Annotated in this window: 26 protein-coding genes and 5 tRNA genes; 12 read left to right on the top strand and 19 right to left on the bottom strand. The window is 52.9% G+C overall.

Annotation, left to right across the window (positions count from 1 at the left end; genetic code table 11):
* Positions 1 to 19 precede the first annotated feature (19 nt).
* The 3 genes from trpB to OCL06_RS11900 are packed head-to-tail and all read left to right on the top strand — an operon-like array spanning position 20 to position 2,313.
* Entirely contained in the window at positions 20 to 1,207 is a 1,188-nt protein-coding gene (trpB, locus tag OCL06_RS11910) for a tryptophan synthase subunit beta (protein WP_262994781.1), read from the top strand.
* A complete protein-coding gene (gene trpA / locus OCL06_RS11905; RefSeq protein ID WP_262994779.1) occupies positions 1,200 to 2,009 on the top strand; it encodes a tryptophan synthase subunit alpha in 810 nt (269 codons plus the stop codon). The genes trpB and trpA overlap by 8 nt, the downstream gene beginning before the upstream one ends.
* Positions 2,010 to 2,013: 4 nt before the next feature.
* Positions 2,014 to 2,313, top strand: coding sequence for a YciI family protein (locus tag OCL06_RS11900; protein ID WP_262994777.1), 300 nt, complete (start codon positions 2,014 to 2,016; stop codon positions 2,311 to 2,313).
* Positions 2,314 to 2,382: 69 nt separating this feature from the next.
* Here OCL06_RS11900 and OCL06_RS11895 read toward each other — a convergent pair whose 3' ends face one another.
* Complete coding sequence (locus OCL06_RS11895; protein ID WP_262994892.1) at positions 2,383 to 2,847, bottom strand: pyridoxamine 5'-phosphate oxidase family protein; 465 nt, start codon at positions 2,845 to 2,847, stop codon at positions 2,383 to 2,385.
* 476 nt (positions 2,848 to 3,323) lie between these two features.
* Here OCL06_RS11895 and OCL06_RS11890 point away from each other — a divergent pair, with 476 nt between their 5' ends.
* Genes OCL06_RS11890 through OCL06_RS11880 form a run of 3 tightly spaced genes read left to right on the top strand, consistent with a single transcriptional unit; the run spans position 3,324 to position 5,604 of the window.
* Positions 3,324 to 3,608 (top strand): PepSY domain-containing protein, encoded by a 285-nt coding sequence (locus tag OCL06_RS11890; RefSeq protein ID WP_373318478.1) that lies wholly within the window; start codon positions 3,324 to 3,326, stop codon positions 3,606 to 3,608.
* Positions 3,608 to 4,282 (top strand): response regulator transcription factor, encoded by a 675-nt coding sequence (locus tag OCL06_RS11885; protein WP_262994775.1) that lies wholly within the window; start codon positions 3,608 to 3,610, stop codon positions 4,280 to 4,282. Before OCL06_RS11890 ends, OCL06_RS11885 begins: the two co-directional genes overlap by 1 nt.
* On the top strand, positions 4,279 to 5,604 hold the full coding sequence (locus OCL06_RS11880; RefSeq protein WP_262994773.1) for an ATP-binding protein: 1,326 nt from the start codon (positions 4,279 to 4,281) through the stop codon (positions 5,602 to 5,604). The genes OCL06_RS11885 and OCL06_RS11880 overlap by 4 nt, the downstream gene beginning before the upstream one ends.
* A gap of 7 nt (positions 5,605 to 5,611) precedes the next feature.
* On the opposite strand, the gene OCL06_RS11875 is transcribed toward OCL06_RS11880, so the two are convergent.
* The gene (locus OCL06_RS11875) at positions 5,612 to 6,658 is read right to left on the bottom strand and encodes an AI-2E family transporter (RefSeq protein ID WP_262994888.1); all 1,047 of its coding nucleotides are present in this window, start codon (positions 6,656 to 6,658) and stop codon (positions 5,612 to 5,614) included.
* 81 nt (positions 6,659 to 6,739) lie between these two features.
* Between OCL06_RS11875 and folX the strand changes: the two genes are divergently transcribed.
* Together folX and OCL06_RS11865 are read left to right on the top strand one after the other, a co-directional pair.
* Positions 6,740 to 7,102, top strand: a complete 363-nt coding sequence (gene folX / locus OCL06_RS11870; protein WP_262994771.1) for a dihydroneopterin triphosphate 2'-epimerase — start codon at positions 6,740 to 6,742, stop codon at positions 7,100 to 7,102.
* 13 nt (positions 7,103 to 7,115) lie between these two features.
* A complete protein-coding gene (locus OCL06_RS11865; protein WP_262994769.1) occupies positions 7,116 to 8,012 on the top strand; it encodes a TIGR01777 family oxidoreductase in 897 nt (298 codons plus the stop codon).
* A 20-nt stretch (positions 8,013 to 8,032) separates the two neighbouring features.
* Here OCL06_RS11865 and OCL06_RS11860 read toward each other — a convergent pair whose 3' ends face one another.
* Positions 8,033 to 8,677 carry a response regulator gene (locus tag OCL06_RS11860; protein WP_262994767.1) on the bottom strand — a complete coding sequence of 215 codons (645 nt, stop codon included), beginning with the start codon at positions 8,675 to 8,677 and terminating at the stop codon, positions 8,033 to 8,035.
* Complete coding sequence (locus tag OCL06_RS11855) at positions 8,674 to 9,819, bottom strand: sensor histidine kinase (protein WP_262994765.1); 1,146 nt, start codon at positions 9,817 to 9,819, stop codon at positions 8,674 to 8,676. The genes OCL06_RS11860 and OCL06_RS11855 overlap by 4 nt, the downstream gene beginning before the upstream one ends.
* 155 nt (positions 9,820 to 9,974) lie before the next feature.
* On the opposite strand from OCL06_RS11855, the gene OCL06_RS11850 reads away from it, so the two are divergent.
* A complete protein-coding gene (locus OCL06_RS11850) occupies positions 9,975 to 10,775 on the top strand; it encodes a hypothetical protein (RefSeq protein ID WP_262994763.1) in 801 nt (266 codons plus the stop codon).
* A 57-nt stretch (positions 10,776 to 10,832) separates the two neighbouring features.
* Here the strand turns inward: OCL06_RS11850 and OCL06_RS11845 are convergent, their stop codons facing one another.
* Complete coding sequence (locus OCL06_RS11845; RefSeq protein ID WP_262994761.1) at positions 10,833 to 13,358, bottom strand: ABC transporter permease; 2,526 nt, start codon at positions 13,356 to 13,358, stop codon at positions 10,833 to 10,835.
* Positions 13,358 to 14,056, bottom strand: coding sequence for an ABC transporter ATP-binding protein (locus tag OCL06_RS11840; RefSeq protein ID WP_262994760.1), 699 nt, complete (start codon positions 14,054 to 14,056; stop codon positions 13,358 to 13,360). Before OCL06_RS11840 ends, OCL06_RS11845 begins: the two co-directional genes overlap by 1 nt.
* An 18-nt stretch (positions 14,057 to 14,074) precedes the next feature.
* Here OCL06_RS11840 and OCL06_RS11835 point away from each other — a divergent pair, with 18 nt between their 5' ends.
* Both OCL06_RS11835 and OCL06_RS11830 read left to right on the top strand, forming a co-directional pair.
* Positions 14,075 to 14,746, top strand: coding sequence for an arylesterase (locus OCL06_RS11835; RefSeq protein WP_308446011.1), 672 nt, complete (start codon positions 14,075 to 14,077; stop codon positions 14,744 to 14,746).
* A gap of 54 nt (positions 14,747 to 14,800) precedes the next feature.
* Positions 14,801 to 14,992: a hypothetical protein gene (locus OCL06_RS11830; protein ID WP_262994758.1), complete on the top strand. Its 192-nt coding sequence runs from the start codon at positions 14,801 to 14,803 to the stop codon at positions 14,990 to 14,992.
* A gap of 133 nt (positions 14,993 to 15,125) precedes the next feature.
* On the opposite strand, the gene OCL06_RS11825 is transcribed toward OCL06_RS11830, so the two are convergent.
* From OCL06_RS11825 to gltX, 13 genes are all read right to left on the bottom strand, one after another.
* Positions 15,126 to 16,406, bottom strand: a complete 1,281-nt coding sequence (locus tag OCL06_RS11825) for an amidohydrolase family protein (RefSeq protein ID WP_262994756.1) — start codon at positions 16,404 to 16,406, stop codon at positions 15,126 to 15,128.
* A complete protein-coding gene (locus tag OCL06_RS11820) occupies positions 16,403 to 17,821 on the bottom strand; it encodes an amidohydrolase (protein WP_262994754.1) in 1,419 nt (472 codons plus the stop codon). The genes OCL06_RS11825 and OCL06_RS11820 overlap by 4 nt, the downstream gene beginning before the upstream one ends.
* A gap of 120 nt (positions 17,822 to 17,941) precedes the next feature.
* Positions 17,942 to 18,895 carry a tRNA-dihydrouridine synthase gene (locus OCL06_RS11815; RefSeq protein WP_262994752.1) on the bottom strand — a complete coding sequence of 318 codons (954 nt, stop codon included), beginning with the start codon at positions 18,893 to 18,895 and terminating at the stop codon, positions 17,942 to 17,944.
* A 76-nt stretch (positions 18,896 to 18,971) separates the two neighbouring features.
* Positions 18,972 to 19,166 carry a DUF1289 domain-containing protein gene (locus OCL06_RS11810; protein ID WP_262994751.1) on the bottom strand — a complete coding sequence of 65 codons (195 nt, stop codon included), beginning with the start codon at positions 19,164 to 19,166 and terminating at the stop codon, positions 18,972 to 18,974.
* Positions 19,153 to 19,353, bottom strand: coding sequence for a hypothetical protein (locus OCL06_RS11805; protein ID WP_262994749.1), 201 nt, complete (start codon positions 19,351 to 19,353; stop codon positions 19,153 to 19,155). The genes OCL06_RS11810 and OCL06_RS11805 overlap by 14 nt, the downstream gene beginning before the upstream one ends.
* A 67-nt stretch (positions 19,354 to 19,420) precedes the next feature.
* A complete protein-coding gene (locus tag OCL06_RS11800) occupies positions 19,421 to 20,329 on the bottom strand; it encodes a M14 family metallopeptidase (RefSeq protein WP_262994747.1) in 909 nt (302 codons plus the stop codon).
* 197 nt (positions 20,330 to 20,526) lie between these two features.
* Complete coding sequence (locus OCL06_RS11795) at positions 20,527 to 21,699, bottom strand: GAF domain-containing sensor histidine kinase (RefSeq protein WP_262994745.1); 1,173 nt, start codon at positions 21,697 to 21,699, stop codon at positions 20,527 to 20,529.
* A gap of 267 nt (positions 21,700 to 21,966) precedes the next feature.
* Entirely contained in the window at positions 21,967 to 22,158 is a 192-nt protein-coding gene (locus OCL06_RS11790) for a hypothetical protein (protein WP_262994743.1), read from the bottom strand.
* Between the two features lie 461 nt (positions 22,159 to 22,619).
* Positions 22,620 to 22,695, bottom strand: a tRNA-Glu gene (locus OCL06_RS11785).
* A gap of 138 nt (positions 22,696 to 22,833) precedes the next feature.
* Positions 22,834 to 22,909 (bottom strand) — tRNA-Glu (locus OCL06_RS11780).
* Positions 22,910 to 23,047: 138 nt separating this feature from the next.
* A tRNA-Glu gene (locus OCL06_RS11775) sits at positions 23,048 to 23,123 on the bottom strand.
* 152 nt (positions 23,124 to 23,275) lie between these two features.
* A tRNA-Ala gene (locus OCL06_RS11770) sits at positions 23,276 to 23,351 on the bottom strand.
* Positions 23,352 to 23,434: 83 nt separating this feature from the next.
* Entirely contained in the window at positions 23,435 to 24,844 is a 1,410-nt protein-coding gene (gene gltX / locus OCL06_RS11765) for a glutamate--tRNA ligase (RefSeq protein ID WP_262994741.1), read from the bottom strand.
* 252 nt (positions 24,845 to 25,096) lie between these two features.
* On the opposite strand from gltX, the gene OCL06_RS11760 reads away from it, so the two are divergent.
* Positions 25,097 to 25,172, top strand: a tRNA-Val gene (locus OCL06_RS11760).

Below are 25,172 nucleotides of genomic sequence, written 5' to 3'. Positions count from 1 at the left end.
CGTAACAACAGGATTATCTATGAATCAGCTAGATCCTAAGTTCGGTGAGTTCGGCGGAATGTTTGTCCCCGAGCTACTGATCCCCGCGCTTGAGCAACTTGAGCAGGAATTTGTGAAAGCCCAGGACGATCCGAGCTTTAAAGACGAGTTTATGGCCCTGTTAAAGGATTACGCCGGCCGTCCTACGGCGATGACACTAACGCGTAACCTTACCAGCAACCCTAATGTAAAACTGTACCTGAAACGCGAAGATCTGCTGCATGGCGGCGCGCATAAAACCAACCAGGTGCTGGGTCAGGCGCTGCTGACGAAACGGATGGGTAAAACCGAAGTTATTGCCGAAACCGGCGCCGGGCAGCATGGCGTGGCCACTGCCCTGGCCTGTGCGCTACTGGGGCTAAAAGCCCGCATCTACATGGGTGCGAAGGACGTGGAGCGGCAGTCCCCCAATGTGTTTCGGATGCGCCTGATGGGCGCCGAAGTCATCCCCGTCACGGCCGGCTCAGGCACATTAAAAGACGCGGTAAATGAAGCCATGCGCGACTGGTCAGCCAACTACGATAAAGCCCACTACTTGCTGGGTACGGCCGCCGGTCCACACCCGTTCCCCACTATCGTACGTGAATATCACCGTATGATTGGCGAGGAAACCCGGGCGCAGATTATGGAAAAAGAAGGCCGTCTGCCTGATGCGGTGGTCGCCTGTGTAGGTGGCGGCTCGAACGCAATCGGCATGTTTGCTGACTTTATTGACGAGCCGTCTGTGAAGCTTATTGGCGTAGAGCCCGCCGGCAAGGGAGTACACACCAAAGAGCACGGCGCCACGATTTGTACCGGCACTAAGGGTATTCTTCACGGGTCACTCACCTACATTATGCAGGACGAAGAAGGTCAAATTGAGGAAAGCTATTCCGTTTCTGCCGGTTTAGATTACCCGGCTGTGGGTCCGCAACATGCCCATCTGGCACAAACCGGAAGGGCAGAATATGTGGCTGCCACCGATGAAGAAGCCCTGAATGCCTTCCAGTTACTGGCCAAAAAAGAGGGCATCATTCCGGCGCTGGAGTCTTCCCATGCGCTGGCCCACGCACTGAATATGGCGGACGAGGCAGAAGAAGAAACCATTATAGTGGTTAACTTGTCTGGCCGCGGCGACAAAGACCTGGCTCACGTTATCAGTATTCTGGGAGAAAATTTCGATGGATAGATATGCAAGTATGTTCAGCCGCCTTGAGCAGGACAATGCCGGTGCGTTTGTGCCATTTGTCATGATTGGCGACCCGGATATTGAAACCTCTGAGAAAATTATTACTCAGCTCATTGAGTCAGGGGCAGATGCGCTGGAACTGGGTATCCCCTATTCCGACCCTATTGCTGACGGCCCAACCATTCAGGCGGCAGCGCTGCGGGCGCTGGACAGCAAAGTTACCCCAGGAGCGTGCCTGGCTATGCTGGAGCGCATTCGTGAAAAGTATGCCGACATTCCCATTGGCTTGCTGCTGTACAGTAACCTGGTGTGGTCTAAAGGGGTTGAGGCCTTCTATCAGAAGGTCAGGGTGGCCGGGGTTGATTCTGTTCTGATCGCGGATGTGCCCTTGCGTGAAAGTGCGCCCTATTTGGCTGCTGCCCAAAACGAGGGTGTGCATCAGATCCTCATCGCGCCACCGAATGCGTCCGATGAGACCTTAAAGCGTATCGGTGAACATTCCAGTGGCTATACTTACCTGCTTGGACGGGCGGGTGTGACTGGCACCGAAACAGCCGCGCAGGTACCAGCCGATACGCTGATTAACAAATTGCGCGACTTTAAGTGTGCCCCACCGCTGCTTGGGTTTGGGATCTCCACCCCCGAGCAGGTCAGAACGGCCATCCAGGCTGGTGCGGCGGGCGCCATTTCCGGTTCAGCGACGGTCAACCTGATCGCAGAAAACCTGGAAAATGAAACCGCCATGCTAAGCGCATTGGATACATTTGTTCGCAGGATGAAGGCCGCGACGGTGAAAGGATAACCTGATGCTGTATATGATTTGTGCCACCGATCATCCCGATAGCCTGGAAGCCAGACTTGCGGCCCGGCCTGACCATCTCGCGAGACTGGTGGCATTAAAAGAAGAAGGCCGGTTGATAATGGCAGGGCCTTTCCCGGCTATCGACAGTGAGGATCCCGGCCCGGCCGGGTTTACCGGCTCGCTGGTAGTGGCAGAATTTGCGTCACTGGAGGCCGCCCGGGAGTGGGCTGACGCCGACCCTTACGTGGCCGCCGGCGTTTATCAGCATGTAGACATCCGCCCTTACAAACGGGTACTACCGTAATTTAACGGGCAATCAGTTACGAGCCGGTATCGCTGCCGGCTCTTTATAATTACCTTTGATGTGCGCGGATTACAGGTTTACCTGCTTGTGATCCCCCATTTCATCCGGCTCCACGTTTTTACCTGTCATCAGTTTAAACATTCCCTTGATGGTTGGATCGACTTCCCAAATTTCTGCGTCGTCCAGTTCGAACCGCATCATCAGCAGAGAATCATCTGACTTACCGTCTTCATACCAGGCACTGACCTGTTTCGACCAGTATTTGTCAATGATTTCGTCCCGCTCTTCTTTCACTAACGTGCCGCGGATACAGGCAAATACTTCATGATCTTTATCCGCGAACTGGACCATGGCCGGGCCACCCTCGGCAATACGGTTATCCTTGGTGGTGTAAAACCAAAACTCACTGTCTGCATCTTTGTCGAGCTGGGCATGCATAGGTTCTGCATGAGAACGTGACGCGATCAGACTTACCATCACATTCGGGCTGTCGGCCATCGCTTTCCACATAGTTGTTCGAATATCTGAAGACATAACAGTTTGCTCCTTCGCGTTGCGTTCATCCGCCGCGTAAGGCGGTGAAATAAATGTCTGTGATTGATGCAGCACACTCTGTGCCATATTCATTGCCCTCTCCGATGGCCTGTATCTGCTGGCATATAACGCTTTCCTTCATATCATGGCCTGCTGGATACCCTGCCCCGGGCAGTAAAGACTTCACAGGCCTCTCACTAAATTACAATGTGGCTTCAGCACCATTTAAATCAGGACACCCACATTTATCGGTGCAGACGTGGGAAATCACATTATCCTTAGGTAAGATGCTAAGACAGCTATGCGGACCTGCAGGTACGCGGCCACCACACCGTTACCTCAAACTAACAGCCTGATTCAGCAAAGGTTCAGACGACACCGCTACTCTGGTGACGTATGATTAGGCAGTCTCCTTTATGCACCGGTAAAGGTTGACCTTGCCATTTAATGTTCGGCGACAGGTAGTGTTACAACACATGAAACAACATTGGCTCACACTTATGTTATTGCTTTTGCTGACCCTCGGGTCGGCCAGCCCCGCTATGGGCTGGCAGGGCAACAGTGAGCAAGCGGTCGTGAGTAAAGCACAGGCTGCCGCCAGAGCCAGAACCGAGGTCAATGGCCGGGTATTACGGGTTGAACAAACCCGCAACAGTTACCGGGTAAAGGTCCTTAAAAAGTCCGGGCGTGTGGTGTCAGTGGATGTCGATAAACGCTCAGGACAGGTAAAACCCTCCAACCGAAGGAATGCAGAGCGGTAATGCGTATTTTAATTGCCGAGGACGATAGTCGCCTCCTCACCCAGCTTGATACTCTTTTACAGCAAAATGGTTACAGTGTTGATTTAGCCGACAACGGCGAACATGCCCTGTTCCAGTTAACCGAGTACCCCTATGACCTGGCCATTATCGATATTGGCCTACCTAAGCTCGATGGCTTTGACGTTATCCGCCGTGCCCGTCAGGCCGATGTACGCAGTCCGGTTTTGATCCTGACCGCCCGTGATCGCTGGCAGGAGAAGGTAGAGGGGCTGGATGCCGGCGCTGACGACTACCTGACCAAACCCTTTCATAACGAAGAGTTACTGGCGAGGGTAAAAGCTTTGATCCGTCGGGCGTCGGGTCAGGCGAACCCGGTGGTGCAGTTTGGGCCGCTGGCACTGGATACGGTCAGTGAAGAAATTCGTGTGCACGATAACGCACTCGAACTCACTGCCTACGAATACAAGGTAATGGAATACCTCATGTTGAATCCACAGAAGGTAATATCGAAAACAGAGCTGACCGAACATATTTACGATCAGGACTTTGATTTAGACAGCAACGTAATAGAAGTGTTTGTCGGGCGACTGCGCAAAAAAATTGACCCTGATGGCAGTATGAAGCCAATTGAAACATTGCGCGGACGGGGTTACCGGATCAACCGCAATCTATGAAGGGCTTGTCGCTGCGCCTGCGTAGCTTACTGGTTGCCATTATTGCACTGGGGCTGTTCATTCCGGCCACTGTGCTTACCCTTGAGCGGGCCTATACCACCAGCCTGACTCAGGCCAAGCTGAATGAGCTTAAGCTCATGAGCCTGGCGTTGGTGTCGGCGTTCGAGCTGGACGGTGACATTCCCTATATGCCGGAGCTGCTCTACGAAGAGCAACTGAACCTGCCAGACTCGGGTTACGTGGGTATGATTGCCTTTCGCGATAAAGTGGTCTGGCAATCAGCCTCAGCGCTTAACTTTACCATCACCTCGCCTCCCCCGGCGCCGCCGGTAGGTGAGGTTCAGTTCACGGACGATTATCGGGCCTCATTTGACGACGCCCAGCAGTATTTCGCCTACACATTTTCTGCAGAGTTTGCCGCCTCCAACGACTTTGAACCGGTACGGTTTTATATTTTTAACGACAAACAGGAGTTTAATGCCGAGCGGGATGCGTTTGTCGATACCGTCTGGCAATGGATGTTGCTCCTGTCGCTGGGTTTACTGGTACTGATTGTGGTTGGCATTAATGTGGTGCTGGCCCCGGTGCGCAAGTTAATCAGCGAAATTCACCTGACCGCCCGGGGCGAGCAGCGACAGCTGGCGGCCAGTTACCCGTCTGAATTCGACAGCCTGAAACGCTCTATTAATCATCTTCTGCAAGCCGAAGCAGAACAGCGGGCGCGCTATAAGAACAGTCTCGGCGATCTGGCGCACAGCCTGAAAACGCCGCTGGCGGTCGCCCTGGGTGCCCGGCCACTGCCCGGTGAGGCCGAAGAAGCGCTGGGGCAGATAAACCAGCTTATTCAGCGGCAGCTTAAACGGGCATCGGCCGGGAAGTCGGGGTGGCAAACACCGATAGCCATTGCACCGCTGGTAAACAAGCTGTTTAACGCGATGAAAAAAGTGCACCGTGACAAACAACTCAGTTTCAGGCTGAACGCCGACAATAATGCGACATTCGCCGGTGATCATACCGATTTGATGGAAGTACTGGGCAACCTGATTGATAACGCCAGCAAAGCGGCCCGCAGTGGTGTCTGGGTAACCGTGAAGCGGGAAGGCCACTGGCTGACCTTACTGGTAGACGACGACGGTCCGGGTATTCCTCCGGCACAGAAAGAGCGTTTATTGCTGCGGGGAGAACGGTTAGATGCTTATCAGGACGGCCAGGGAATTGGTATGGCGGTGGTGTCTGATCTGGTGGCCATTTACGAAGGCCAGTTATCTATTCAGGATGCGCCACAGGGTGGCGCCCGCATACAGCTTCGGTTTCCCCGCTAACCGCTCATCAGGCTAGTTTGCCTGGTGGCTTTTCATCACCGGCGCTGGAGAGCAACACTGCCAGCCACTTGCTTTCCTCCCGGGATTCCAGGGCAATTTTCACCACCATGGTGAGCGGCACCGATAACAACATGCCCACAGTGCCCAGCAACCAGCCCCAGAAGATCAAAGACAGAAACACCACCAGCGTGGACAGGCCCATGCCCCGCCCCATTAGCCGTGGCTCCACCATGTTGCCCATAATGGTGTTAACCAGCATAAAGGCAAGGGCCACCAGCCCGGCCGACGCAGGCCCAAACTGGACAAAGCCAATCAGCACCGCAGGCACCGCCGCAATAATGGAGCCGATGTTGGGAATATAGTTAAGCATAAAAGCCAGCACCGCCCACAACATAAAGTGGTCAATGCCCATTATCCAGAGCCAGCAGCCGATAATAAGCCCGGTGCCCAGACTGACCACCGTCTTTATCGCCAGGTAGCTGTTCACCGAACGAATAAAGCGGTCAATGTGCTGCATTTTCATTTGCGGATCGGCCAGCGCTATATGCAACCGACGGGGAATGCTGTTGGCTTCAAACAGCATAAAGATAACGGTCAGCAGAATCAGAAACATGTTTGACAGCACGCCTCCCATGCCACTGAGAAAGTTTGTCGCCACTGACATGGCCACACCGGGATCAAAGTGGGCTGTCACTAATTCACGATTTATGTGAATGTTGTAGGCGGCCAGCTGGGTCACCACCCATGAAAATTCCGAGTCGAGTTGCTCTCGGTACTGAGGCAGGTTTTCTTTAAATTCTGTTAATGATTGACCTACCAGCCCTGCCAGAAGGAAACCGAACACCACAATCAGCAGTATAACCAGGGTGACAGAAATGGCTCGGGGGATTCCGTGTCGCGACGACCAGTTAATTAACGGACTACAGGCAATCGCGATAAATACTGATAAGAAAAACGGAACCATGATTGCGCTGGCGGCTTTAATACCAGCGAGGACAACGACCAGACTCGCAAGAACAATTAAGCCTTTCGCGGTGGGAGAGCGTAATTCCATCATAGTTTTGTGCTACATTCCTGAGTGTGACGACTGACACTTTACCCCGTGAAACTAACAACTACAAACACGAGAGAGATCATGACCTTAAATCAGGCCACCATCCGCATAAAAAACCTGCGGTTGCGCACTTACATCGGCATTAATGAAGACGAAATTAAAAATAAACAGGATGTCGTTGTTAACGTTAAAATTCATTATGACGCTGCCCAGGCGACCGACTCTGACAACATGAATGATGCGCTAAACTATAAAACGGTCACCAAGGCCATAATTAAACTGGTGGAAGACAACCGCTTTTCGTTGTTGGAAAAGCTGACTGCGGAGGTACTGGCAGTCGCGGCAGAACACCCTACCGTCACTTATGCAGAAGCCGAAGTAGACAAACCCCATGCATTACGGTTTTCTGACTCGGTGTCACTGACACTGTCTTGCACCAAATAGCTCTGGAGTTTACATGCAGGTATTAATCACCGGCGGTACCGGTCTGATTGGCAGACACCTTATTGCAGCCCTTCCCGATGCCCGCATCACAGTGCTGACCCGCGACACTGCGCGAGCCGGTGAGATCCTGCCCGAGCGCGTAACGCTGGCGTCATCGCTGTCGGCCATTGATGACTTTGATAAATTTGACGCCGTGGTCAACCTGGCAGGAGAGCCCATTGCCGATAAGCGGTGGACAGCCACTCAGAAGCAACGAATTTGCGACAGCCGATGGGACATCACGGCGCAACTGGTGAGCAGGATCAATGACTGCTCCTCGCCGCCTGATGTATTTCTGTCCGGCTCGGCCATTGGCTATTACGGCAGACAGGGCGACAAGGTGGTGACGGAAGCGTTCACCGATGTTCACGACGAGTTCACCCATGAGGTGTGTGCGAAGTGGGAAAGTCTGGCAAACGGTGTCACCCAGGAGCATACCCGGGTCTGTACCCTGCGCACCGGTGTGGTTTTATCCGCTGAAGGCGGCGCGCTGCCCCGCATGGCCCTGCCCTTCAAGCTGGGCGTGGGCGGCAAAGTGGGTGATGGCAGCCAGTACCTGTCGTGGATCCACATTGACGACATGGTTAACGCAATTGTATTTTTGCTTAACGACAGCCATGCCCGCGGGCCATTTAATATGACCGCGCCGCAACCGCAAACCAATGCCGCGTTCTCTCAGACGCTGGCAAGCACGCTACACCGCCCTAACCTGTTCTTTGTGCCGGCGTTTGTGATGAAACTGATAATGGGTGAGGCTGCTGAGATTATTTTAACCGGCCAGCAGGTATTACCTGACAAACTTACCAAAGCCGGCTTCACGTTTGCTTACCCTACCCTGGATAAGGCATTACAGAATATCTATCAGGACTGAGGCCGCGCCGGGGCACGGAACTAGTCAAGCAGCCCCAACTCAATCGCTTTCAGCACTGCCCGGGTGCGATCACGCACGGCCAGTTTTGCCAGAATTGCGGAGACCTGATTTTTCACCGTGCCCACTGACTTACAGGTTGCGGTGGCAATGTCATTGTTCGACAAGCCTGCCGCCATTAACCTGAGCACCTCCCGTTCTTTTGCTGACACCGGCTCTACCACAGGAGCGGTATCTGCTCCGGTGCTTTGATGACGAAGGCTCTCTACCAGGGTCTGGCTGAGCGCGGGCTGAAAGAGCGTGTCTCCGGCGGCCAGAGTTTGGATCCCCGCCACTAAGGTGTCCAGCGAGACATCTTTTAGCAAATAACCTTTTGCACCTGCCTGCAGGGCGGCCAGAATAGTGTTGTGATCATCAAACGTTGTGAGCATTAATACCGGCACCGTGCTGCGCATGGCATTCAGAGCCTGCAATGTGGCTATGCCATCCATAACCGGCATACGAATGTCCAGCAGCAACACATCGGGCTGCACACCGGCAATTTGTTGTAGTACCTGCTCGCCGTTGGCCGCCTCAGCCACCACCTCAACCTCCTCAGATAACGACAGCAGGCTTTCAATGCCCTGTCGAACCAGCGCCTGGTCGTCGGCCAGCATTACCCTGATCATACTGGCTCCCGGGGCAACACCACCTGCGTGCATAGCCCGCCGTTGCGAATATCCAATGTTAACGTACCCCCCAGCGCCATTATGCGCTCCTGCATACCCCGCAACCCATTTCCGGCCGGCGGTACGTCAGACAAGGTACCGTTATCCATCACAGTGAGCTGAACACCTGTATCATCCGCTTCCAACGAGACGCTGGCTTCGGTGGCCTGACTGTGACGCATGATGTTCGTCAGGGTTTCCTGCACGGTTTTCAACAGCGTATCGGCTTGTTCTACCGTCAGCTCAGCGTCCTTGTTGAGTGACAGCGCCACCGCCAGGCCGGGCAAGTCGCGGGTCAATAGCGTGAGCGCTGCGTGTAAATCCAGCCCTTCTTCGGCACGCATATCCGCAACAGCCGCTCGCACATCACTTAACAGCAATCGCGAAATTTGCTGACATTTAGCTACCTTTTGCTGCATATCGCCGCTAAGTTGTCGCTCCACCACTTGTAAATGAATGGTCAGTGCCGTGAGATGATGCCCCAGCAAATCGTGAATATTGCGGGCGATGCGTGTGCGTTCGCTGTCCCGGGCCGCCGCTTCCAGCAATGCTTGTGTGGCCAGCAGCTCCCGGTTTAACGCCTGGGCCCGCTCATTCGACTCGCTGGCGCGTTTCTGTGCATTTACCATCACCAGCGCGAACAGATTAAAGGTCCAGAACAGCAGCGCAGTAAGCCAGGCGCCCCCCTGGCCCCAGTAGAATTCTAATGTAAGCCACAGGGGCATCGACCATAGTGGCGACAGCATAATGGCAGTGCGAAAAGACAGCAGGTACATGATTTGCGCAGACCAGATGACCATCAAGATGACGTTGTACGCAAAGGGTAGACATACAAAGAGCCCACACACTACACCGAATTGCACGCCTGCCAGGATCCAGCGCGTACGGGCATCGTGGGTATACGGCCGGTCACGCACTGCGGCCAAAAACGTGACATAGAAGCTCAGATACAGTGCCACGGCCACTAGCCACTGTCGGTGAGACACAGCGTCGGCACCGTAAGACAACGCCAGCGCACTCACCGCCACTAACAGCCATGTTAAGCTGGCAGACAGTTTTTCCATGTCCAGCGTGACGTTCCGTGTAGATAGTAGTGAAAGCATGTTCCTGCCCGCTTGCTGCTTATCCTTATCCTGATTAAAAACTCACGAAAGCGCAATAGGCCAAAAGTCACTTTTATCTCAGTGACTTCTGGCACTACTGCCCTTCACAAGGAGCTGCCACACTTTACTTAACTTACCCAACATGGACTTCTAACATGACTATATTCAACGACGGATTACTTTCATTTTACCAACTGCTGGTGTGGCTGCATGTGGCTGCCGGGGGGATTGCGCTGGTACTGTTCTGGGTACCAATTTTTTATACCAAGGGCAGCCCCAGGCATATTCAATCAGGACGGCTGTACGCTAATTGCATGCTATTTTTGTCGCTGTCCGGGGCAGTATCTGCACTGATGGTCATCGCTGCGCCGGCGTACTTTAAAGCAGGTTTGTTTGACGAAGGGGCAGATAAAGCCGCGGTTGCAGCTGCTATTCGCCAGTTCATGGCGTTCCTGTTCTACCTCTGTATTCTGGTTTTAACCAATGTGGTATACGCAACTGTGGTACTTAAAGTAAAGGCCAATGTGCGCCAACTGCGTCAGTGGCGCTACCAGATATTACCGGCAATGTTACTGCTGAGTGCGCTGGGTGTATTGATCACCGGCGTCATCCATTCTCACATCATGTTTATGATTTTCTCACTGATTGGCCTGATGTCCACCGTGGATATCTTCCGCTATTGCTGGCGTGAAACGGCAAGCAGAAACGACTGGATGCGTGCTCATATCGGTAATATCTGCGGCTCTGGCATTGGTGTGTACACGGCATTTATGGCATTTGGGGGCCGCTCACTTTTTTCCGACCTAGGTCAGTGGCAGTGGGTTTTCTGGATCGCGCCCGCCGTGGTGGGCTCTGTGCTTATCTCCAGGGCAGTAAAGCACTATTGTGTTCCCGCACCCAAGAACGTGACGAACCCTGCCCAGTCACCTGCCGCTTCAGACCAGATACCGGTGTAGGTACGCAAATAAAAAAGCCGCGAATATCGCGGCTTCTGTGTCTCAGTAAGTATGGCTCTATACCATACGTCGCAGTAACGCGGTGGTGTTAAGTGATAATAACCGCCAGCACCCCACTGCGCCGAGCAGACCGACTACGACTGCACCGGCAAGTGGCGCAATCAGCCAGTAGGCGAAGTGCCAGCTGCCTTCCATCTGGAAGACCTGTGTTTGCAACAAATACAAACTGAGCTCGTTGGCCAGTGCGGCCATAAAGCCCGCCACCACGCCAATAATGACAAATTCCAGTACTACACTGGCGCGGATCACTTTGCCCCTGGCGCCAAGCGTGCGCAGAATAGCCAGCTCTTCCTGACGTTCATCCATACTGGCCTGGACCTGGGCAATCAACACCAGCGAACCGGCTGCCAACACCAGAATAAGAATAAATTCTACCGCCAGCGAGACCTGCTCAACGATCTCACGCAACTGATTAATGCGGGCGTCCACATCAAACAGCGTGACTGAGGAGAACGGCTGTAACAGACCGGTTAGTTCAGCTTTGCGTTCGGTATCCAGGTAAAAGCTGGTGATATAGGTCGGCTTGAAGGCCTCCATGGCAGCAGGGTCTATCACGAAGAAGAAGTTCGGCTGCATGGTCTGCCAGTTCACCTCACGGAAACTGGTCACCTCAGTTGTCACCACCTCACTGCCTATATTAAAGGTCAGGCTATCGCCTAATTCGATATCCAGCCGATCGGCCACATCTGCTTCTACGGACACCGCAAAGGTGCCGTCGGGCAGTGCCAGCATACTGTCACCGTGCCATTGTCCGGCGGCGATGCGGTTTTCACTCTGCAGGGTGTTACTCCAGGTGAGGTTAGCCTCGCGGCCCAGGCCTTCACGCCCTTCCCGCGGAGCATTTTCCTCTTCTTTAGTAACTTCGGTGTTAACCCGCTCACCGTTGACCGCCACGAAGCGCCCGCGTACCACCGGATAGAACTCATCTACCTCGACATTGTTTTCTTCAAAATGTGACGAGAGGGCCGGTTTTTGCTCCTGGGTGATATTAATTAAGAAATAATTGGGGGTGCCCTCAGGCAGTTGGGCTCGCCACTGCGCCACCATGTCGTTGCGCATAACCAGCACCACCAGCAACAGCATAATGGTGACGGAAAAGCTTATTAACTGCACACTGTTGTCCATGGCCCGTCGACGAATACGGGCCCATGCCAGTTGCCACGGCCCCATGCTGCCACTGCCGAGTTTCCGGCCCAGCAGGATGAGGCCGTATGTCATAACCAGCAGGCCCGCCACCAGCACCACACCGGAAGCAAATAAAATGGCACTGATGGTCAAATCCTGGCTGTAGGCCCACATCAGCAAAAATACCGCACTGCCGGAGGCACCGAACTGTAAGGTGCGGCTGCTGACAGTGGAGTCAATGTCCCGGCGCAGTACCCGTAATGGAGGTACCGAAAATAATCGCAACAACGGGTACAAAGAGAACAAAAATGCACAAATGGCGCCGGTAAATACGGCAATGATTACCGGCCGCCAGTGCCACACGGACAAGGTAACGTCGACCTTGTCGGCTAACGCCCAGACTACGACCTGCTGAATAACCACTCCGATGATCAGCCCCAGGGCGATGCCCAGTAAGGTGATAAACAAAATTTGCAGTACATAGATTTTACGGATCATAGGGCCGGACGCGCCCAGTGTCTTCATAATGGCCACAGGGTCGAAATGGCGCTGGCTGTAGCGCTGCGCCGCAACCGCAATGGATACCGCGGCCAAAATGATGGCCAGTAAACTGGCTAACAGGAAATACCGCTCCGCTCTGGCCACCGAACGACCGATGGGCGAATCATCATCAGACACTGCACGCCAGCGATGCACCTCGTCATTCAGCTGCGGGCGCAACCAGTCGTAATAGGCGGCCAGTTGCGCCTCCTCGCCGGCAAAATAATGGACGTAATTGACCCGGCTCCCCGGTCCTGCCACATTGGTGGCGGGTAAGTCTTCCAGTCGCATCAGCACAATCGGCTCGGTAGAAAATAGGCTAAAGCCGGCATCGGGGATTTCAGAAACCACCCCGGCAATGGTCAGGCTGGCGTCGCCAATATAGACCTGGTCTCCCAAAGCCACATTCAGGGTCTGAAACAACCGTGAGTCCAGCCAGGCCTCGCCGGGTTGGGGCAAGGTGTCAGTCACTGACTCGGTGCCAAACGGCGCATCGGCAATGGTGACCTGGCCTTTTAACGGGTATGCATCATTGACCGCGCGCAAATCCACCAGCGACATTTTTTGCTCGCCAAATGCCATCGACCGGGTACTCACTCGCTTGGCAGTAGTTAAATCAAACTCTGCGGCTTTCTCAAGCCAGGCGGCGTCAGCCGGATCCCGCGAGCGCAATTGGGTATCGGCCGCCAAAAAGCTCGCTGAGCGTTCCTGCAGTGCACCCTGCAAGCGTTCGCTGAACAATGACAACGACAACACCGCCCCCACTGATAACACAATGGCCAGCAGTATGATGGTGAGTTCGCCCCGTCGCGCTTCGTGACGAAATAATCGCCACGCCAGACTGAACACGGTGGACATTACCCAGCCTCCCGCGACTGTGCGTCACCGGTGCGTTCGGGCTCAGACAAGGCACCGCCCTGCATCACCAGTTGCCGATCACATTTTTTAGCCAGCGCCGTATCATGGGTGACCAGCACCAGCGTTGTGCCCACGTCACGATTCAGTTTGAACAGCAGTGCTTCCACTTTATGGCTGTTCGCTTCATCCAGATTACCGGTGGGCTCATCGGCAAACAATATTTTAGGCTGACCGATGAACGCCCGGGCAATGGCCACCCGTTGCTGTTCACCACCAGACAATTGATTGGGGTAGTGATGCGCACGGTGCGCCAGTCCTACATCATCCAGGATCGCTTGAGCGCGCTTGCGGGCATCTGGCAGTCCGGCTATCTCAGCTGGCAACATAATATTTTCCAGCGCAGTGAGACTCTGCACCAGCATGAAACTCTGGAAGATAAAGCCAACTTTGGCACCTCGCAACTGCGCACGAGCCTCTTCATCCAGACTGTGTAAGGGTTCATCGTCCAGGAATATTTCACCGCTGGTTACCTGATCCAGCCCAGCCAGCAGGCTGAGCAAGGTGGATTTACCTGACCCTGACGCACCGACAATGGCAATCGACTCACCGTCCTTGACTTGAAATGAAATTGGCTGAAGGATCTGCAACTGACCTTCACTCGTAGTTACGGTTTTGGTTATTTTTTTCGTAGTAATCATAAAGGAGTCGATACTCTCGTGTCTGTTTTCCAACGTCGCCGTCACGTTTTCGTGGCTTTGGTTTTCTTATTAATACCATGGTCAGCCCTTTCAGATCAGGGCCAGCCCCCGTCCTCACAGGCAGACACCGCAGCTTACCGGCTACTGGTCTTAGGGGATAGCCTAAGCGCAGCATATGGTCTTAAGCAACACCAGGGTTGGGTTAGTTTGTTACAAAATATCTGGCGTGACGACAAGGTTCCGATCGACGTAGTGAATGCTGCGATAAGCGGGGAGACAACCGATGGCGGTCTGGCTCGCCTGCCCCGTCTGCTGGAGCAGCATAACCCCAGTCATGTGCTGATAGAACTGGGTGGTAATGACGGGCTGCAAGGACATCCGGTAGACAAACTCAAAGCGAACCTGACACAAATGATTACCCTCGCCAAAGCCTCAGATGCGACGGTGTTGTTGCAGGACATGCAAATACCGACTAACTATGGCAAACGCTATACCGACATGTTTTCGCAGGCGTTTGATGATGTAGCGGCGGAGCAGAATGTGGTTCTGGTGCCATTTTTCTTAGAGTCGATAGCGCTGGACCCGTCGTTGATGCAACGGGATAAAATTCACCCTAACGCGGACGCGCAACCTCAAATAGCTGAGTGGATGAACACCACCCTCAAACCACTGATCCTTCCCGCGGGGTAATTGCCTTTTAGTGAAGCTCTTCTACACTTAATGAGTTTAGTCTGGAGGAAATACATGGAAATATCTGGTAATACCCCGTTTCCGCCTGCCACCACGCAGGTAAACTCGTCGCCGCAGCAATCCCGCGAAACCGCTGAATTATCCTCGCCACCGCCGGATACCAGCAGTACGCCGGCGCAGGCGCAGGCTGCTCAGGCACCGGATCCTAGCTCACGTATCGGTGGCCAGGTAGACACGTTTGTATAACTATGATCGGCAGTAAAACCAGCGGTATTACGGTGTAGTGATGGTAACGGAAACAAAAAAACCGGCGGGGAATACCCCGCCGGTTTTTCTATTTATACCCTGCCGCTTTCAGCGCAAAGTACCGCTTCTCGGCTTAATCCGGCCGCACATAATGTGTCGGTCGGCGGGCCTGCTCTTCCTGTACCGCCAGGTAGCGGTCACGTAAGCGGGTTTGTCGTGAACGCATTTCTATCGCTTCACCGTTAATGAAGACCTGCTCGGCGACCTGTGTCACTTCCAGCGGATCCCCGCTCCAAATCACAACATCGGCTCGCTTGCCGGGTGCCAGTGAACCTAACTGGTCATCTATACCGAGGATGGCCGCCGGTGCACTGGTAAGGCTTGCCAGCCCGCCTTCATAAGACAGGCCGTTGGCCACCGCGTTGCCGGCATGTTGGGTGGCCAGGCGAATATTATGCGTGTCCATACCCACGGCTACCGTTACCCCGGCAGCTTCCAGACGCGCAGCATTAGCCAGCGTTGCCCCCATCTGGTCGAAGCCGCCCGGCAGGTTGTACTCAGGGTCGAGGATGACCGGAATGTCCGCGTCAGCCAGTTCACTGGCGACCCGCCAGGCTTCTACGCCATGCATCAGAACCACATTAATGTTGTTGTGACGCTTTTTAAACGCAATAACCTGACGGATATCGGCGGCGCGATCCGCTTCCATGATTAATGGCATATCTCCGGACAGTACCGCCTTAAGTGCCTTCACATCAGCGCGGGTATTTAAGCCGTGCCAGTCCTGAGTAGGTGACAGGTCAGAATCCGCCGCCGCGGCTTCAGCCAGCGCATTTTCAAGTGTTACCCATAACGCAGCGCGGGTGCCGCCCGTATCATTGGCGCCACTTTCGCCCACATTTACGACCATAAAAGCCCGTGGCTTAAGTACCGGGGCATCGCCGCTAAGGGTTATCACCGCACCTTGGCCGTAAAACAGGTTGTCGGTGTAAGTTACCGAAGTTGCTGCCGATGTCATACCTTCAATGCGAGTTACCCCAAGCAGGGAGGAATCCGGGTTCACTGCATAGGAAACATCCAGCGCCGCGCCTGTACGGGTAATGGGGGTGCTCTCTACAGACGAGTCAACCACGCCAGCAGAGGATGACACTTCCACCAGCCCCAGTGACGTCATGGAGCCAACCAGACCAGGCGTAACCACCTTGCCACTGGCATCAATCACCCGGTACCCCTGCGGTACCTCTGTGCCTGTAATAACCCGGTCAATCCTGCCGTCGGTCATTAAGACTGTGCCTGAGTCCAGCGTGCCCTGCTCTGCAAGGGTAAATATTTTACCGCCGGTAATAGCCACTTTTTCTGCCAGCACGGGGGCTGACAGCAGACTGGCAGTGATCAGTAATGCTAATTTTTTCATTTTACGTCTCCTTCACCTACCTGTCCTAACTCAAAATCACTCACCGGCCAGCTGTCGTCGTCATCCAGCGAATACGCCAGACCACCGTCAATATAAACCCGAGCGGCTTTCGTATAGGTAGAGAACGGGTTGCCATTCCACAGCACCAGGTCGGCTTGTTTGCCCGCTTCCAGTGAACCGGTTTTATCAAACACGCCTAACGACTTCGCGGGGTTAGCAGACAACCACTGCCAGGCTTCGGCCATAGGGATATCCAGACCGGCACGTTTACCGTCTGACCAGGCTTTCGCGGCTTCCTGATTCAGGCGCTGAATGCCAAGATCGCTGTCGGAGTGCACAATGGCGCAGGCACCGGCTTCATGCACCGCCGGAATATTTTCCCGAATACCGTCATAGGCTTCCAGTTTGAACCCCCACCAGTCAGCCCACATCGCCGAGCAGACGTTATTCTCTTTCAGCTTATCGGCAATTTTGTACGACTCTACCGCGTGATGGAAGGTGCCAATCTGGTAATCAAACTCCTGCATTACATCCATCATTACCGTCATTTCATCAGCGCGGTAACAGTGCATGTGTACCAGAATGTCACCCTTTAACACCCCGGCCAGGGTTTCCAGTTGCAGATCCCGCTTTGGCGCTTTTGGATTTTTACCGTCAGCATACTCTTTTTCGTAGCGTTCCCATTTCCGCATATAGTCCTGCGCATCAGACCACGCCTGACGATAACCGGCCACGTTACCCATACGGGTAGAAGGTCCGCCTTTTTCACCATAAACCCGCTTAGGGTTTTCACCGCACGCCATCTTCATGCCATAGGGCGCATCAGGGAATTTCATGTCCTGCATGGTGCGGTCTGGTACGTTCTTCAGTACCACTGACCGACCGCCAAACAAGTTGGCAGATCCCGGCAGAATTTGCAGTGTGGTTACACCACCGGCCAGCGCGCGGCCAAAGCCCGGATCCTGCGGCCAAACAGAGTGTTCAGCCCAGACTTCCGCGGTTACCGGGTCAGTAATTTCATTACCATCGTTGTGTGAGCGGGTTGCGGGCGAAGGATACACCCCCAGATGGCTGTGGTTATCAATAATGCCTGGCGTGACCCACTGGCCCTTTGCATCGATGACCTTCGCGTTCTCTGGGATCTCAAGATCCTCGCCCACTGCCACAATTTTGCCATCGGCAAAATGCACCATGGCGTTTTCGTATTTATTGCCCACGCCATCGAGCACCGTAGCATTAGTGATTACCGTGGTTTCACCGGCAATGGGGGTATAAGTACTGGGATAGGGATTAGGATCGACAGAGACTTTAGCTGCCTGCTCTTCTTTGCTGCCCTGACTGCTTGCGCAACCTGTCAGTGCCACAGAAAACAGACACGCCAACGCCAGCGATAAGCGTGAAGTTGAGTGATTCATGGAAATACCGTTACGTTAGTTATCGATATAGCACCGGCGACACCGGTGCAATGTTTTACGTCAAAGGACTATCGGGATAAAACTAACGAAATACTCTGCGCTCCACAAGCGCAGGTGAGGTTAAGCAACGTGGTTCTGCGAGGACTGGCGGGCAAGTACGTCTACTATGGCCTGCGCATCAGTTAAGCGCCGGATATCATTAAATAATATTTCTGCCTGCGGGTACTGACGACGCAGATATCCACACCATTGTTTAATACGGTTAGGGTAATAGCGGCCTTTATCACCAAAGATCTCATATCCTGAATACCGGATCAGCAAATCTGCCACTTCAGCCCACGGCATGGGCGCTTCACCGTAACGTATACAGCGTGCCAGATTTGGTAACGCCAGCGCCCCACGCCCAATCATAAGATCTGTACATTCTGACACCTGCTGACACCGTTTGCTGTCAGCTTCGCTCCAGATTTCCCCATTGGCGATAACCGGAATATCAATATGCTGGCGTATTCTGGCAATGTAATCCCAGTAGGCAGGTGGCTTGTAACCCTCTGTTTTGGTACGCGCATGCACCACCAGTTCATCGGCGCCGGCGTCCGCAATAGCCAGCCCGTTATCAATGGCCAGCGACTTGTCTTCAAAGCCCAGACGAATTTTTGCACTCACCGGAATGTCGGCGGGCACAGCTTCGCGTACGGCGCGGACTATGCGGTAAAGGGTATCGGTTTCCTTCAGCAGGACTGCCCCGCCCTTGCTTTTATTCACCGTTTTGGCCGGGCAGCCAAAGTTAAGATCAATACCCGGCGAGCCAAGCTCTACTGCCGTCATAGCATTTTCTGCCAGCCACTCAGGATGTTGCCCTAACAACTGTACGCGCACCGGGACGCCCGCTGCAGTTTTCCCGCCCTGCTGCAGCTCCGGACACAAGCGATAGAATGTCCGCTTCGGCAGCTTCTGATCGACCACACGCACAAACTCGGTCACACAGCGATCGAAACCGCCGACCTGAGTCAGCATATCGCGCATCAGGTAGTCCACCACGCCTTCCATCGGCGCCAGCATAATTTTACTCATCAGGGGTCGTTTCCGCGTGTCAGAGGGGTTGTATAAATGGCGCGCAAGTGTAGCAAAACTGGGGGGCAGCGACCAACTACTTATGCGAAAACACGGGTGGGTTCAGGGCAGATTTGCACTGCTCAATGCGCGCTACAGCCTCCCGGCGTTGTAAGTCAGAATAACTGCGCCACTGGATGATGTCGTGGATGGTTCGGTAACAACCGGTGCAGACATCACGTTCGTTTAACTGACACCGTCCGATGCAGGGCGACTGTTCAGTTAACGGCATGCTGAGCCTGTTTGTCAGACTTAACAGATTGGATACCACCAGCCGCCGGTTGCATGTCATACCACAGGCAAACATACACACCATGTGTGGCTTGTAGCCGGGCAAAAAACGCGTCTTCAGACTCACAGCTCTGGTGTATCAGCTGCTGACGGTTACCAGTATAAATTAACGCTTGAACATCGAACATAGGGCCTCCTGGACAGAGACCCAATATACATTTAGACGTCTATACGTTCAAGCGTCTGTTTTGCATGTTACTGCTGACATACATAGTCGATAGCGGCTGTCACGGCGGCTACCTGTGCATCATTGCAATTTTCTGGCGTGGCGTTAGCAGAATCTGGATAAACCTCGGTAGTTGAAACATACTGCGCACCAGTCATGCCGCCACACAGATGCAAAGAGGACTTGTCGTAACAAATCACGCCTTCACTGATCACATCGGCACCAATGATCTTGCCGTTATCATCTGGCGGGGCAATGTGGGTGATGGCTCTGACCTTCTCGATAATGGCTTCCTGAAAGGCTATCGCAGGCTTTGGCGTATCAGCGACCAGATAGAAGCCATCAGGGATATTCCAATTGTCATGGGTGACGCCATCGCGCGCCGCCAGGGCCGGACGGAATTCTGAATTGTCAGTGTCTGTGGTCTCATGTAAATCAATATGCATATCGAAAGTGATACCCAGAGATTGCACAAAAGACATAATTTGTGCCGATTCCGGTGCCGGTGAGTCGGCAAAGAACGACCGGTTCGGATCCATCGCCATGGGGTTCCAGCGGTTAATGGTTTCATAACCCCATGGACTTACACACGGCACCACCACCACATTGGCTTTTTGCTGATAGCCTGCCAGTGCCGTATTGATGAACTTCAGTGCCCCCTGCACACCACTGGTTTCATAGCCATGCACTCCGCCGGTGACCAGAATATTTGGCACGTTATCGGTGAAAGACACTGGCACCACAGCGTTCAACGGATAGCGACTCTCATCGTAAGGCAATGCCCCATACTGTTTGAGTTCAAAGCCGGCCGGAATAGTCGTCAGCTTTGACAGCACTTCCTCCTGATAACTGCGCACAACTTTCTGTTGCGCCAGCCACTGCGCTTTTTCTGTTTCGCCCCATGGGGTGCCGGGTGTACCAATTGGATATGTAGACATGCCTGCCCTCCGGTGTCATAGAATAAAATTTCGCGCGTATCTTATCATGACCAGCCAGGCAGGTAATTGGTTGACGCGGTGGATCAGGCGTAATGGAAGTATTACACGGCGGGTAACCGGATAACGGCGCGGCTGGGCAGCCACACCGGTGTCTTTGATATGGTCAGCGAAGTGATTTGCTGCTTATTCAGCGGCCACTACATGGCCGCTGAAAACGTAAACGCCGTTTGTTCAGCACTGGACTGCACATCCAGTTTCCCCCGGTGCGCCTGCGCAATTTGCGAAGCGATAAATAACCCCAGCCCCAGTCCGTTCTTTTCTTCACTGCTTTCTTTGCGCCAGAATGGCTGGAAAAGTTTGTCCTGCACGTTTTGAGGAATCGCTTTACCGCCGTTGGCAACCTGAATAAACAGCTCCGTGCTACTTGCTCTGGCTCTTACGTATACCGGCTTGCTGTTTTCACCATGCAGTAAGGCATTCACTAGCAAATTGGATAACAATTGGCATAAGCGATCCGGATCGCAGTACTGGGTACCGTCAATGTGAATGTCAGCGCAGATATCGTTATCGGGATGAAGCTCGGCCAGTTCGGCCACGGTGTGATTAAGTAACGCTTCCAGGTTCGTTACATTTTTAAGATGCAGTGGTATCCCTTTACCCATTTTTCCATGTGTAAAGTCCATCACATCGCTTAATAAACGGGCCATACGATGGCTGCTACGATCCATTCGCTCCAGTACGGTTAGGGCTGTCTGCTCAGTGATGTCGCTTTTGAGAAAATCTATACCCATTTTCAACGAGGATAGCGGCGTACGCAGATCATGCCCTAAAATAGCAATATACTGTTCACGCAATTTTGCTGCGGCCTGCTCATCACCCAATGCCGACTCGACGTTCTGTAAGCGATCATGCGTTACCAACTGACGGGATATAAGCTCTGCAAAAGAAGCAATTTGATTCTGAATGGCCGGCGTTTTCAAGGTCATTGGACGAGGGTCTAACCCACAAAGTGTGCCGAAAAACTCGCCATTCTCATTATAAATCGGATAAGAGAAATAGCTCTCAAACCCATACATCCCTGGGATTTCGCTTAAGCTGTAGACTTCATCGGAAGAGGCTTCTTCAATGATAACAGGTTCAGATGTGCGCATTACCTTACTACAAAAGGTGGTTTTGATATCCAGCTCATCGCCAACTTCCAGGTTAAAATCTGCTTCATCCTGCACAGCGCACATGGTCCAGTTATCTTCTGTCACCCTGGCAACACAGAGAAAGCGCAAGCCTGTGGCATCAGAGAGCATTTTCATTATGTGGGGAATGACATCAATAGACTGAATCGTCCGGATATCGTTTTCTACTGACCTTGTCATAGGTTTTCCTGCACGGGTCTTACTTTTAAGAAAAATAACGTTACCTTTTAGAAAGGTGAATGGGTTGCACGCAGGATAAGTAATGCAAGGAAATAAGTGCGTGCCAACACGATGCAGTCAGCCTAACAGATTTAATTCAGTTTGCACGAAAAGACTGGTTTAACAGACGTAGCAGCCCCATTCGGGGGGGCCGATAGCTTACCGCCCCGTTATACAGTTCTGCACAGCCTGAAGCCGTTTCAGGCTGATATTAGCGTGTTTGACTAATCAGGCCAACTGACTGGTGAGCGCACTATTTGAACGAGCCGGGTCGGCTACCTGAGAGATCACCGGTTCGGCATAGCCTTGTTGCGCCAGTAATGTTTGTAATTCGTCCGCAGAGGCGGAAGGATGGCGTTTGGCCAAAGCGATGGCTTCAATACAGCAGGCAAGAGATTCGGGGGAGTCACTATGGATCATATACTTCTCCAATAATTACAACTAATTCCATGTGTTGTCACTGATTCGCGATACCTTTTCAGCGCCCGATAAAGACTACGGCCTGATTGCGACAGTGGCATGACAGTCTCATTACAGCAAAGTTAAAAGAAGTGATCAGTTTTTCGTACACCGAATTCATAATGTGGTGGGTATTGGCTTCCAGGCAATAATAAGGGCTTCTCATCCCGGCGGGCACGCAAAAAAAAAACCAGCCTTTCGGCTGGTTTTTTCTGTATGGCGTCCCCTAGGGGATTATCAGGCGCGTCCTGCGCCTGACCCTGCGGGCCGTGCTGCGCACGTTCTGTCTGGCTCCCGGCCAGACAGTCGAACCCCGCTGAATTAGCTACCCCGATTTCGGGGGCTTCAGCATACTGAATAAGGGCTTCTCATCCCGGCGAGCACGCAAAAAAAAACCAGCCTTTCGGCTGGTTTTTTCTATATGGCGTCCCCTAGGGGATTCGAACCCCTGTTACCGCCGTGAAAGGGCGGTGTCCTAGGCCTCTAGACGAAGGGGACTAAAATCTTTCATCAAAAGCAAATCTTTTGAATAGCTAACTAAGCGTGTAGGCTCTGTTAACCCAGACTTTCAGTCCGAAGCACGAGATTGCTCTCTACTCCAGCCTATGCACAGTTTAGGTCTGTGACTCCGTAAAATGGCGTCCCCTAGGGGATTCGAACCCCTGTTACCGCCGTGAAAGGGCGGTGTCCTAGGCCTCTAGACGAAGGGGACTAAAATCTTTCATCAAAAGCAACGCTTCTGAATAGCTAACTAAGCGTGTAAGCTCTGTTAACCCAGACTTTCAGTCCGAAGTATAAGATTTCTCTCTACTTCAGCCTATGCACAAGTTAGGCTTGTGACTCCATAAAATGGCGTCCCCTAGGGGATTCGAACCCCTGTTACCGCCGTGAAAGGGCGGTGTCCTAGGCCTCTAGACGAAGGGGACAATAAATCTTTTGAAAAGCTAAGCTTCTCAGTTGTAGCGTATGGTGACATGTATTCAGTAAACTGAATAACTGATACTTACTACGAAGATTTTTTGTCCGAAGGTTTGCAACCTTCAGCCTAAGCAATTCGTTAACACGCATTGCCAGAATTTGGTGGAGCCAGGCGGGATCGAACCGCCGACCTCTTGCATGCCATGCAAGCGCTCTCCCAGCTGAGCTATGGCCCCATCACGTTACACATTTCTGTGTGACTGTTCCGTGACAGCGGGGCGCATTCTAGGCACCCCCCCTTTTTATGTCAACGGTTTTTTTATGAATTTTCTCTGTTTGCTATAAAAGTGAGCGCTTTGTCTATTCTCTCACCGACTTTATCTCTGGACAGCAGATTCAGCGTGACGTCCAGCGATGGTGAGTTGCCGCCACCGGTCACTGCAACGCGTAATGGCATGCCCACTTTGCCCATGCCGACTTCCAGTTCTTCAGCGGTGTCGTTGATAGCGCCCTGAATAGCTTCTGGTGTCCAGTTTTCCAGAGCCATCAGTTTTTCTTTTACTGTTTCCAGTGGCTGTCTGGCCACTGGTCGTAAGTGCTTCTTCGCCGCTTTCTCATCAAAGCTGTCAAAATCCTGATAGAAATAGGTGCTGATTTCTGCCAGTTCCTTTAACGTTTTCACCCGGTCGGCCTGAATGGCAATCACTGACTCCAGGGCCGGACCGGCATGTAAATCAATCCCCAGGTCGGTGAAATGCATACGGGCATGCGCCGCCACTTCACTGGCCGGCAAGCTTTTAATATAGTGCTGGTTCAACCAAATCAGTTTTTCGGTATTAAAAGCAGAGGCTGATTGGCCAATGGCGTCAACGCTAAATAGCTCAATCATTTCTGACACCGAAAATACTTCCTGGTCGCCGTGGGACCAACCCAGTCTGACCAGATAGTTCAGCAATGCCTGTGGCAGGAAGCCATCATCGCGGTACTGGGTAACACTGACAGCGCCATGGCGCTTGGACAGTTTTTTACCGTCATCACCCAAGATCATCGACACATGCGCATATTCGGGTACCGGTGCACCCAGCGCCTGCAGAATATTAATCTGGCGGGGAGTATTATTAATATGGTCTTCACCACGCACCACATGGGTAATGCCCATATCCCAGTCATCTACCACCACGCAGAAGTTATAAGTAGGCGTGCCGTCGGTACGCTGGATGATTAAGTCGTCCAGTTCCGAATTTTTAAACTCAATTCGTCCGCGCACGTGATCGTCAAATACCACACTGCCCTCTTGGGGACTCTTAAAGCGGATCACGAAGGGTTCACCTTCAGGGTGGTCGGTACGGTCACGCCAGGTGCCCGGATAACGGGGCTTTTCACCTTTGGCTTTTTGTTCTTCACGGATGGCATCAAGCTCTTCTGCACTCATAAAGCACTTATAGGCCTGACCGTTATCCAGTAACTGCTGGATCAGCGTTTTATAACGATCGAAACGATCGGTTTGATAAACCGGGCCGGTGTCCCAGTTCAGTCCTAACCACTGCATCCCATCCAGAATAGCCTGTTTGGCTTCTTCAGTTGACCGCTCTACATCAGTATCTTCAACCCGAAGCACGAACTGACCACCGTGACGCTTGGCCAGCAGCCAGGAATATAATGCGGTACGTGCGCCCCCTACATGTAAGTAACCTGTAGGGCTAGGCGCAAATCTGGTAACAACCGACATGGAATCTCTCTGTAAGTAGTGAATCAAAAGTTGCGGGCATTCTACCAGTGTAATGGCCGCCAAAAAAGCACGTTACATGACTTACGTAACAGCAGTAAGGCCTGATATCTGGTGATTGCTTACGCAAAAACAGGCATTCTGATCGCTTTTCATGCAAACAGTAAATAATCTCAAATTTTGTTGTTGACAGTGACGGCCGCAACTCTATAATACCGCCCCACTTGCGAAGTACAGCAAGAAACACAAATTGATGGACGCTTAGCTCAGTTGGGAGAGCATCGCCCTTACAAGGCGAGGGTCACTGGTTCAAGCCCAGTAGCGTCCACCA

Origin of the sequence: Alteromonas salexigens, from assembly GCF_025628895.1 — a bacterium.
GTDB classification, from domain to species: domain Bacteria; phylum Pseudomonadota; class Gammaproteobacteria; order Enterobacterales; family Alteromonadaceae; genus Alteromonas; species Alteromonas salexigens.
Note: the sequence above shows the minus strand (reverse complement) of the source record. Positions and strands in the feature narration are given on the sequence as shown.

What these genes read in the sequence shown, in the direction of transcription:
- trpB (WP_262994781.1), top strand. Translation starts at nt 20, where the DNA reads ATGAATCAGCTAGATCCTAAGTTCGGTGAGTTCGGCGGAATGTTTGTC.
- trpA (WP_262994779.1), top strand. Translation starts at nt 1,200, where the DNA reads ATGGATAGATATGCAAGTATGTTCAGCCGCCTTGAGCAGGACAATGCC.
- OCL06_RS11900 (WP_262994777.1), top strand. Translation starts at nt 2,014, where the DNA reads ATGCTGTATATGATTTGTGCCACCGATCATCCCGATAGCCTGGAAGCC.
- OCL06_RS11895 (WP_262994892.1), bottom strand. Translation starts at nt 2,847, where the DNA reads ATGTCTTCAGATATTCGAACAACTATGTGGAAAGCGATGGCCGACAGC.
- OCL06_RS11890 (WP_373318478.1), top strand. Translation starts at nt 3,324, where the DNA reads ATGAAACAACATTGGCTCACACTTATGTTATTGCTTTTGCTGACCCTC.
- OCL06_RS11885 (WP_262994775.1), top strand. Translation starts at nt 3,608, where the DNA reads ATGCGTATTTTAATTGCCGAGGACGATAGTCGCCTCCTCACCCAGCTT.
- OCL06_RS11880 (WP_262994773.1), top strand. Translation starts at nt 4,279, where the DNA reads ATGAAGGGCTTGTCGCTGCGCCTGCGTAGCTTACTGGTTGCCATTATT.
- OCL06_RS11875 (WP_262994888.1), bottom strand. Translation starts at nt 6,658, where the DNA reads ATGGAATTACGCTCTCCCACCGCGAAAGGCTTAATTGTTCTTGCGAGT.
- folX (WP_262994771.1), top strand. Translation starts at nt 6,740, where the DNA reads ATGACCTTAAATCAGGCCACCATCCGCATAAAAAACCTGCGGTTGCGC.
- OCL06_RS11865 (WP_262994769.1), top strand. Translation starts at nt 7,116, where the DNA reads ATGCAGGTATTAATCACCGGCGGTACCGGTCTGATTGGCAGACACCTT.
- OCL06_RS11860 (WP_262994767.1), bottom strand. Translation starts at nt 8,677, where the DNA reads ATGATCAGGGTAATGCTGGCCGACGACCAGGCGCTGGTTCGACAGGGC.
- OCL06_RS11855 (WP_262994765.1), bottom strand. Translation starts at nt 9,819, where the DNA reads ATGCTTTCACTACTATCTACACGGAACGTCACGCTGGACATGGAAAAA.
- OCL06_RS11850 (WP_262994763.1), top strand. Translation starts at nt 9,975, where the DNA reads ATGACTATATTCAACGACGGATTACTTTCATTTTACCAACTGCTGGTG.
- OCL06_RS11845 (WP_262994761.1), bottom strand. Translation starts at nt 13,358, where the DNA reads ATGTCCACCGTGTTCAGTCTGGCGTGGCGATTATTTCGTCACGAAGCG.
- OCL06_RS11840 (WP_262994760.1), bottom strand. Translation starts at nt 14,056, where the DNA reads ATGATTACTACGAAAAAAATAACCAAAACCGTAACTACGAGTGAAGGT.
- OCL06_RS11830 (WP_262994758.1), top strand. Translation starts at nt 14,801, where the DNA reads ATGGAAATATCTGGTAATACCCCGTTTCCGCCTGCCACCACGCAGGTA.
- OCL06_RS11825 (WP_262994756.1), bottom strand. Translation starts at nt 16,406, where the DNA reads ATGAAAAAATTAGCATTACTGATCACTGCCAGTCTGCTGTCAGCCCCC.
- OCL06_RS11820 (WP_262994754.1), bottom strand. Translation starts at nt 17,821, where the DNA reads ATGAATCACTCAACTTCACGCTTATCGCTGGCGTTGGCGTGTCTGTTT.
- OCL06_RS11815 (WP_262994752.1), bottom strand. Translation starts at nt 18,895, where the DNA reads ATGAGTAAAATTATGCTGGCGCCGATGGAAGGCGTGGTGGACTACCTG.
- OCL06_RS11810 (WP_262994751.1), bottom strand. Translation starts at nt 19,166, where the DNA reads ATGCCGTTAACTGAACAGTCGCCCTGCATCGGACGGTGTCAGTTAAAC.
- OCL06_RS11805 (WP_262994749.1), bottom strand. Translation starts at nt 19,353, where the DNA reads ATGTTCGATGTTCAAGCGTTAATTTATACTGGTAACCGTCAGCAGCTG.
- OCL06_RS11800 (WP_262994747.1), bottom strand. Translation starts at nt 20,329, where the DNA reads ATGTCTACATATCCAATTGGTACACCCGGCACCCCATGGGGCGAAACA.
- OCL06_RS11795 (WP_262994745.1), bottom strand. Translation starts at nt 21,699, where the DNA reads ATGACAAGGTCAGTAGAAAACGATATCCGGACGATTCAGTCTATTGAT.
- OCL06_RS11790 (WP_262994743.1), bottom strand. Translation starts at nt 22,158, where the DNA reads ATGATCCATAGTGACTCCCCCGAATCTCTTGCCTGCTGTATTGAAGCC.
- gltX (WP_262994741.1), bottom strand. Translation starts at nt 24,844, where the DNA reads ATGTCGGTTGTTACCAGATTTGCGCCTAGCCCTACAGGTTACTTACAT.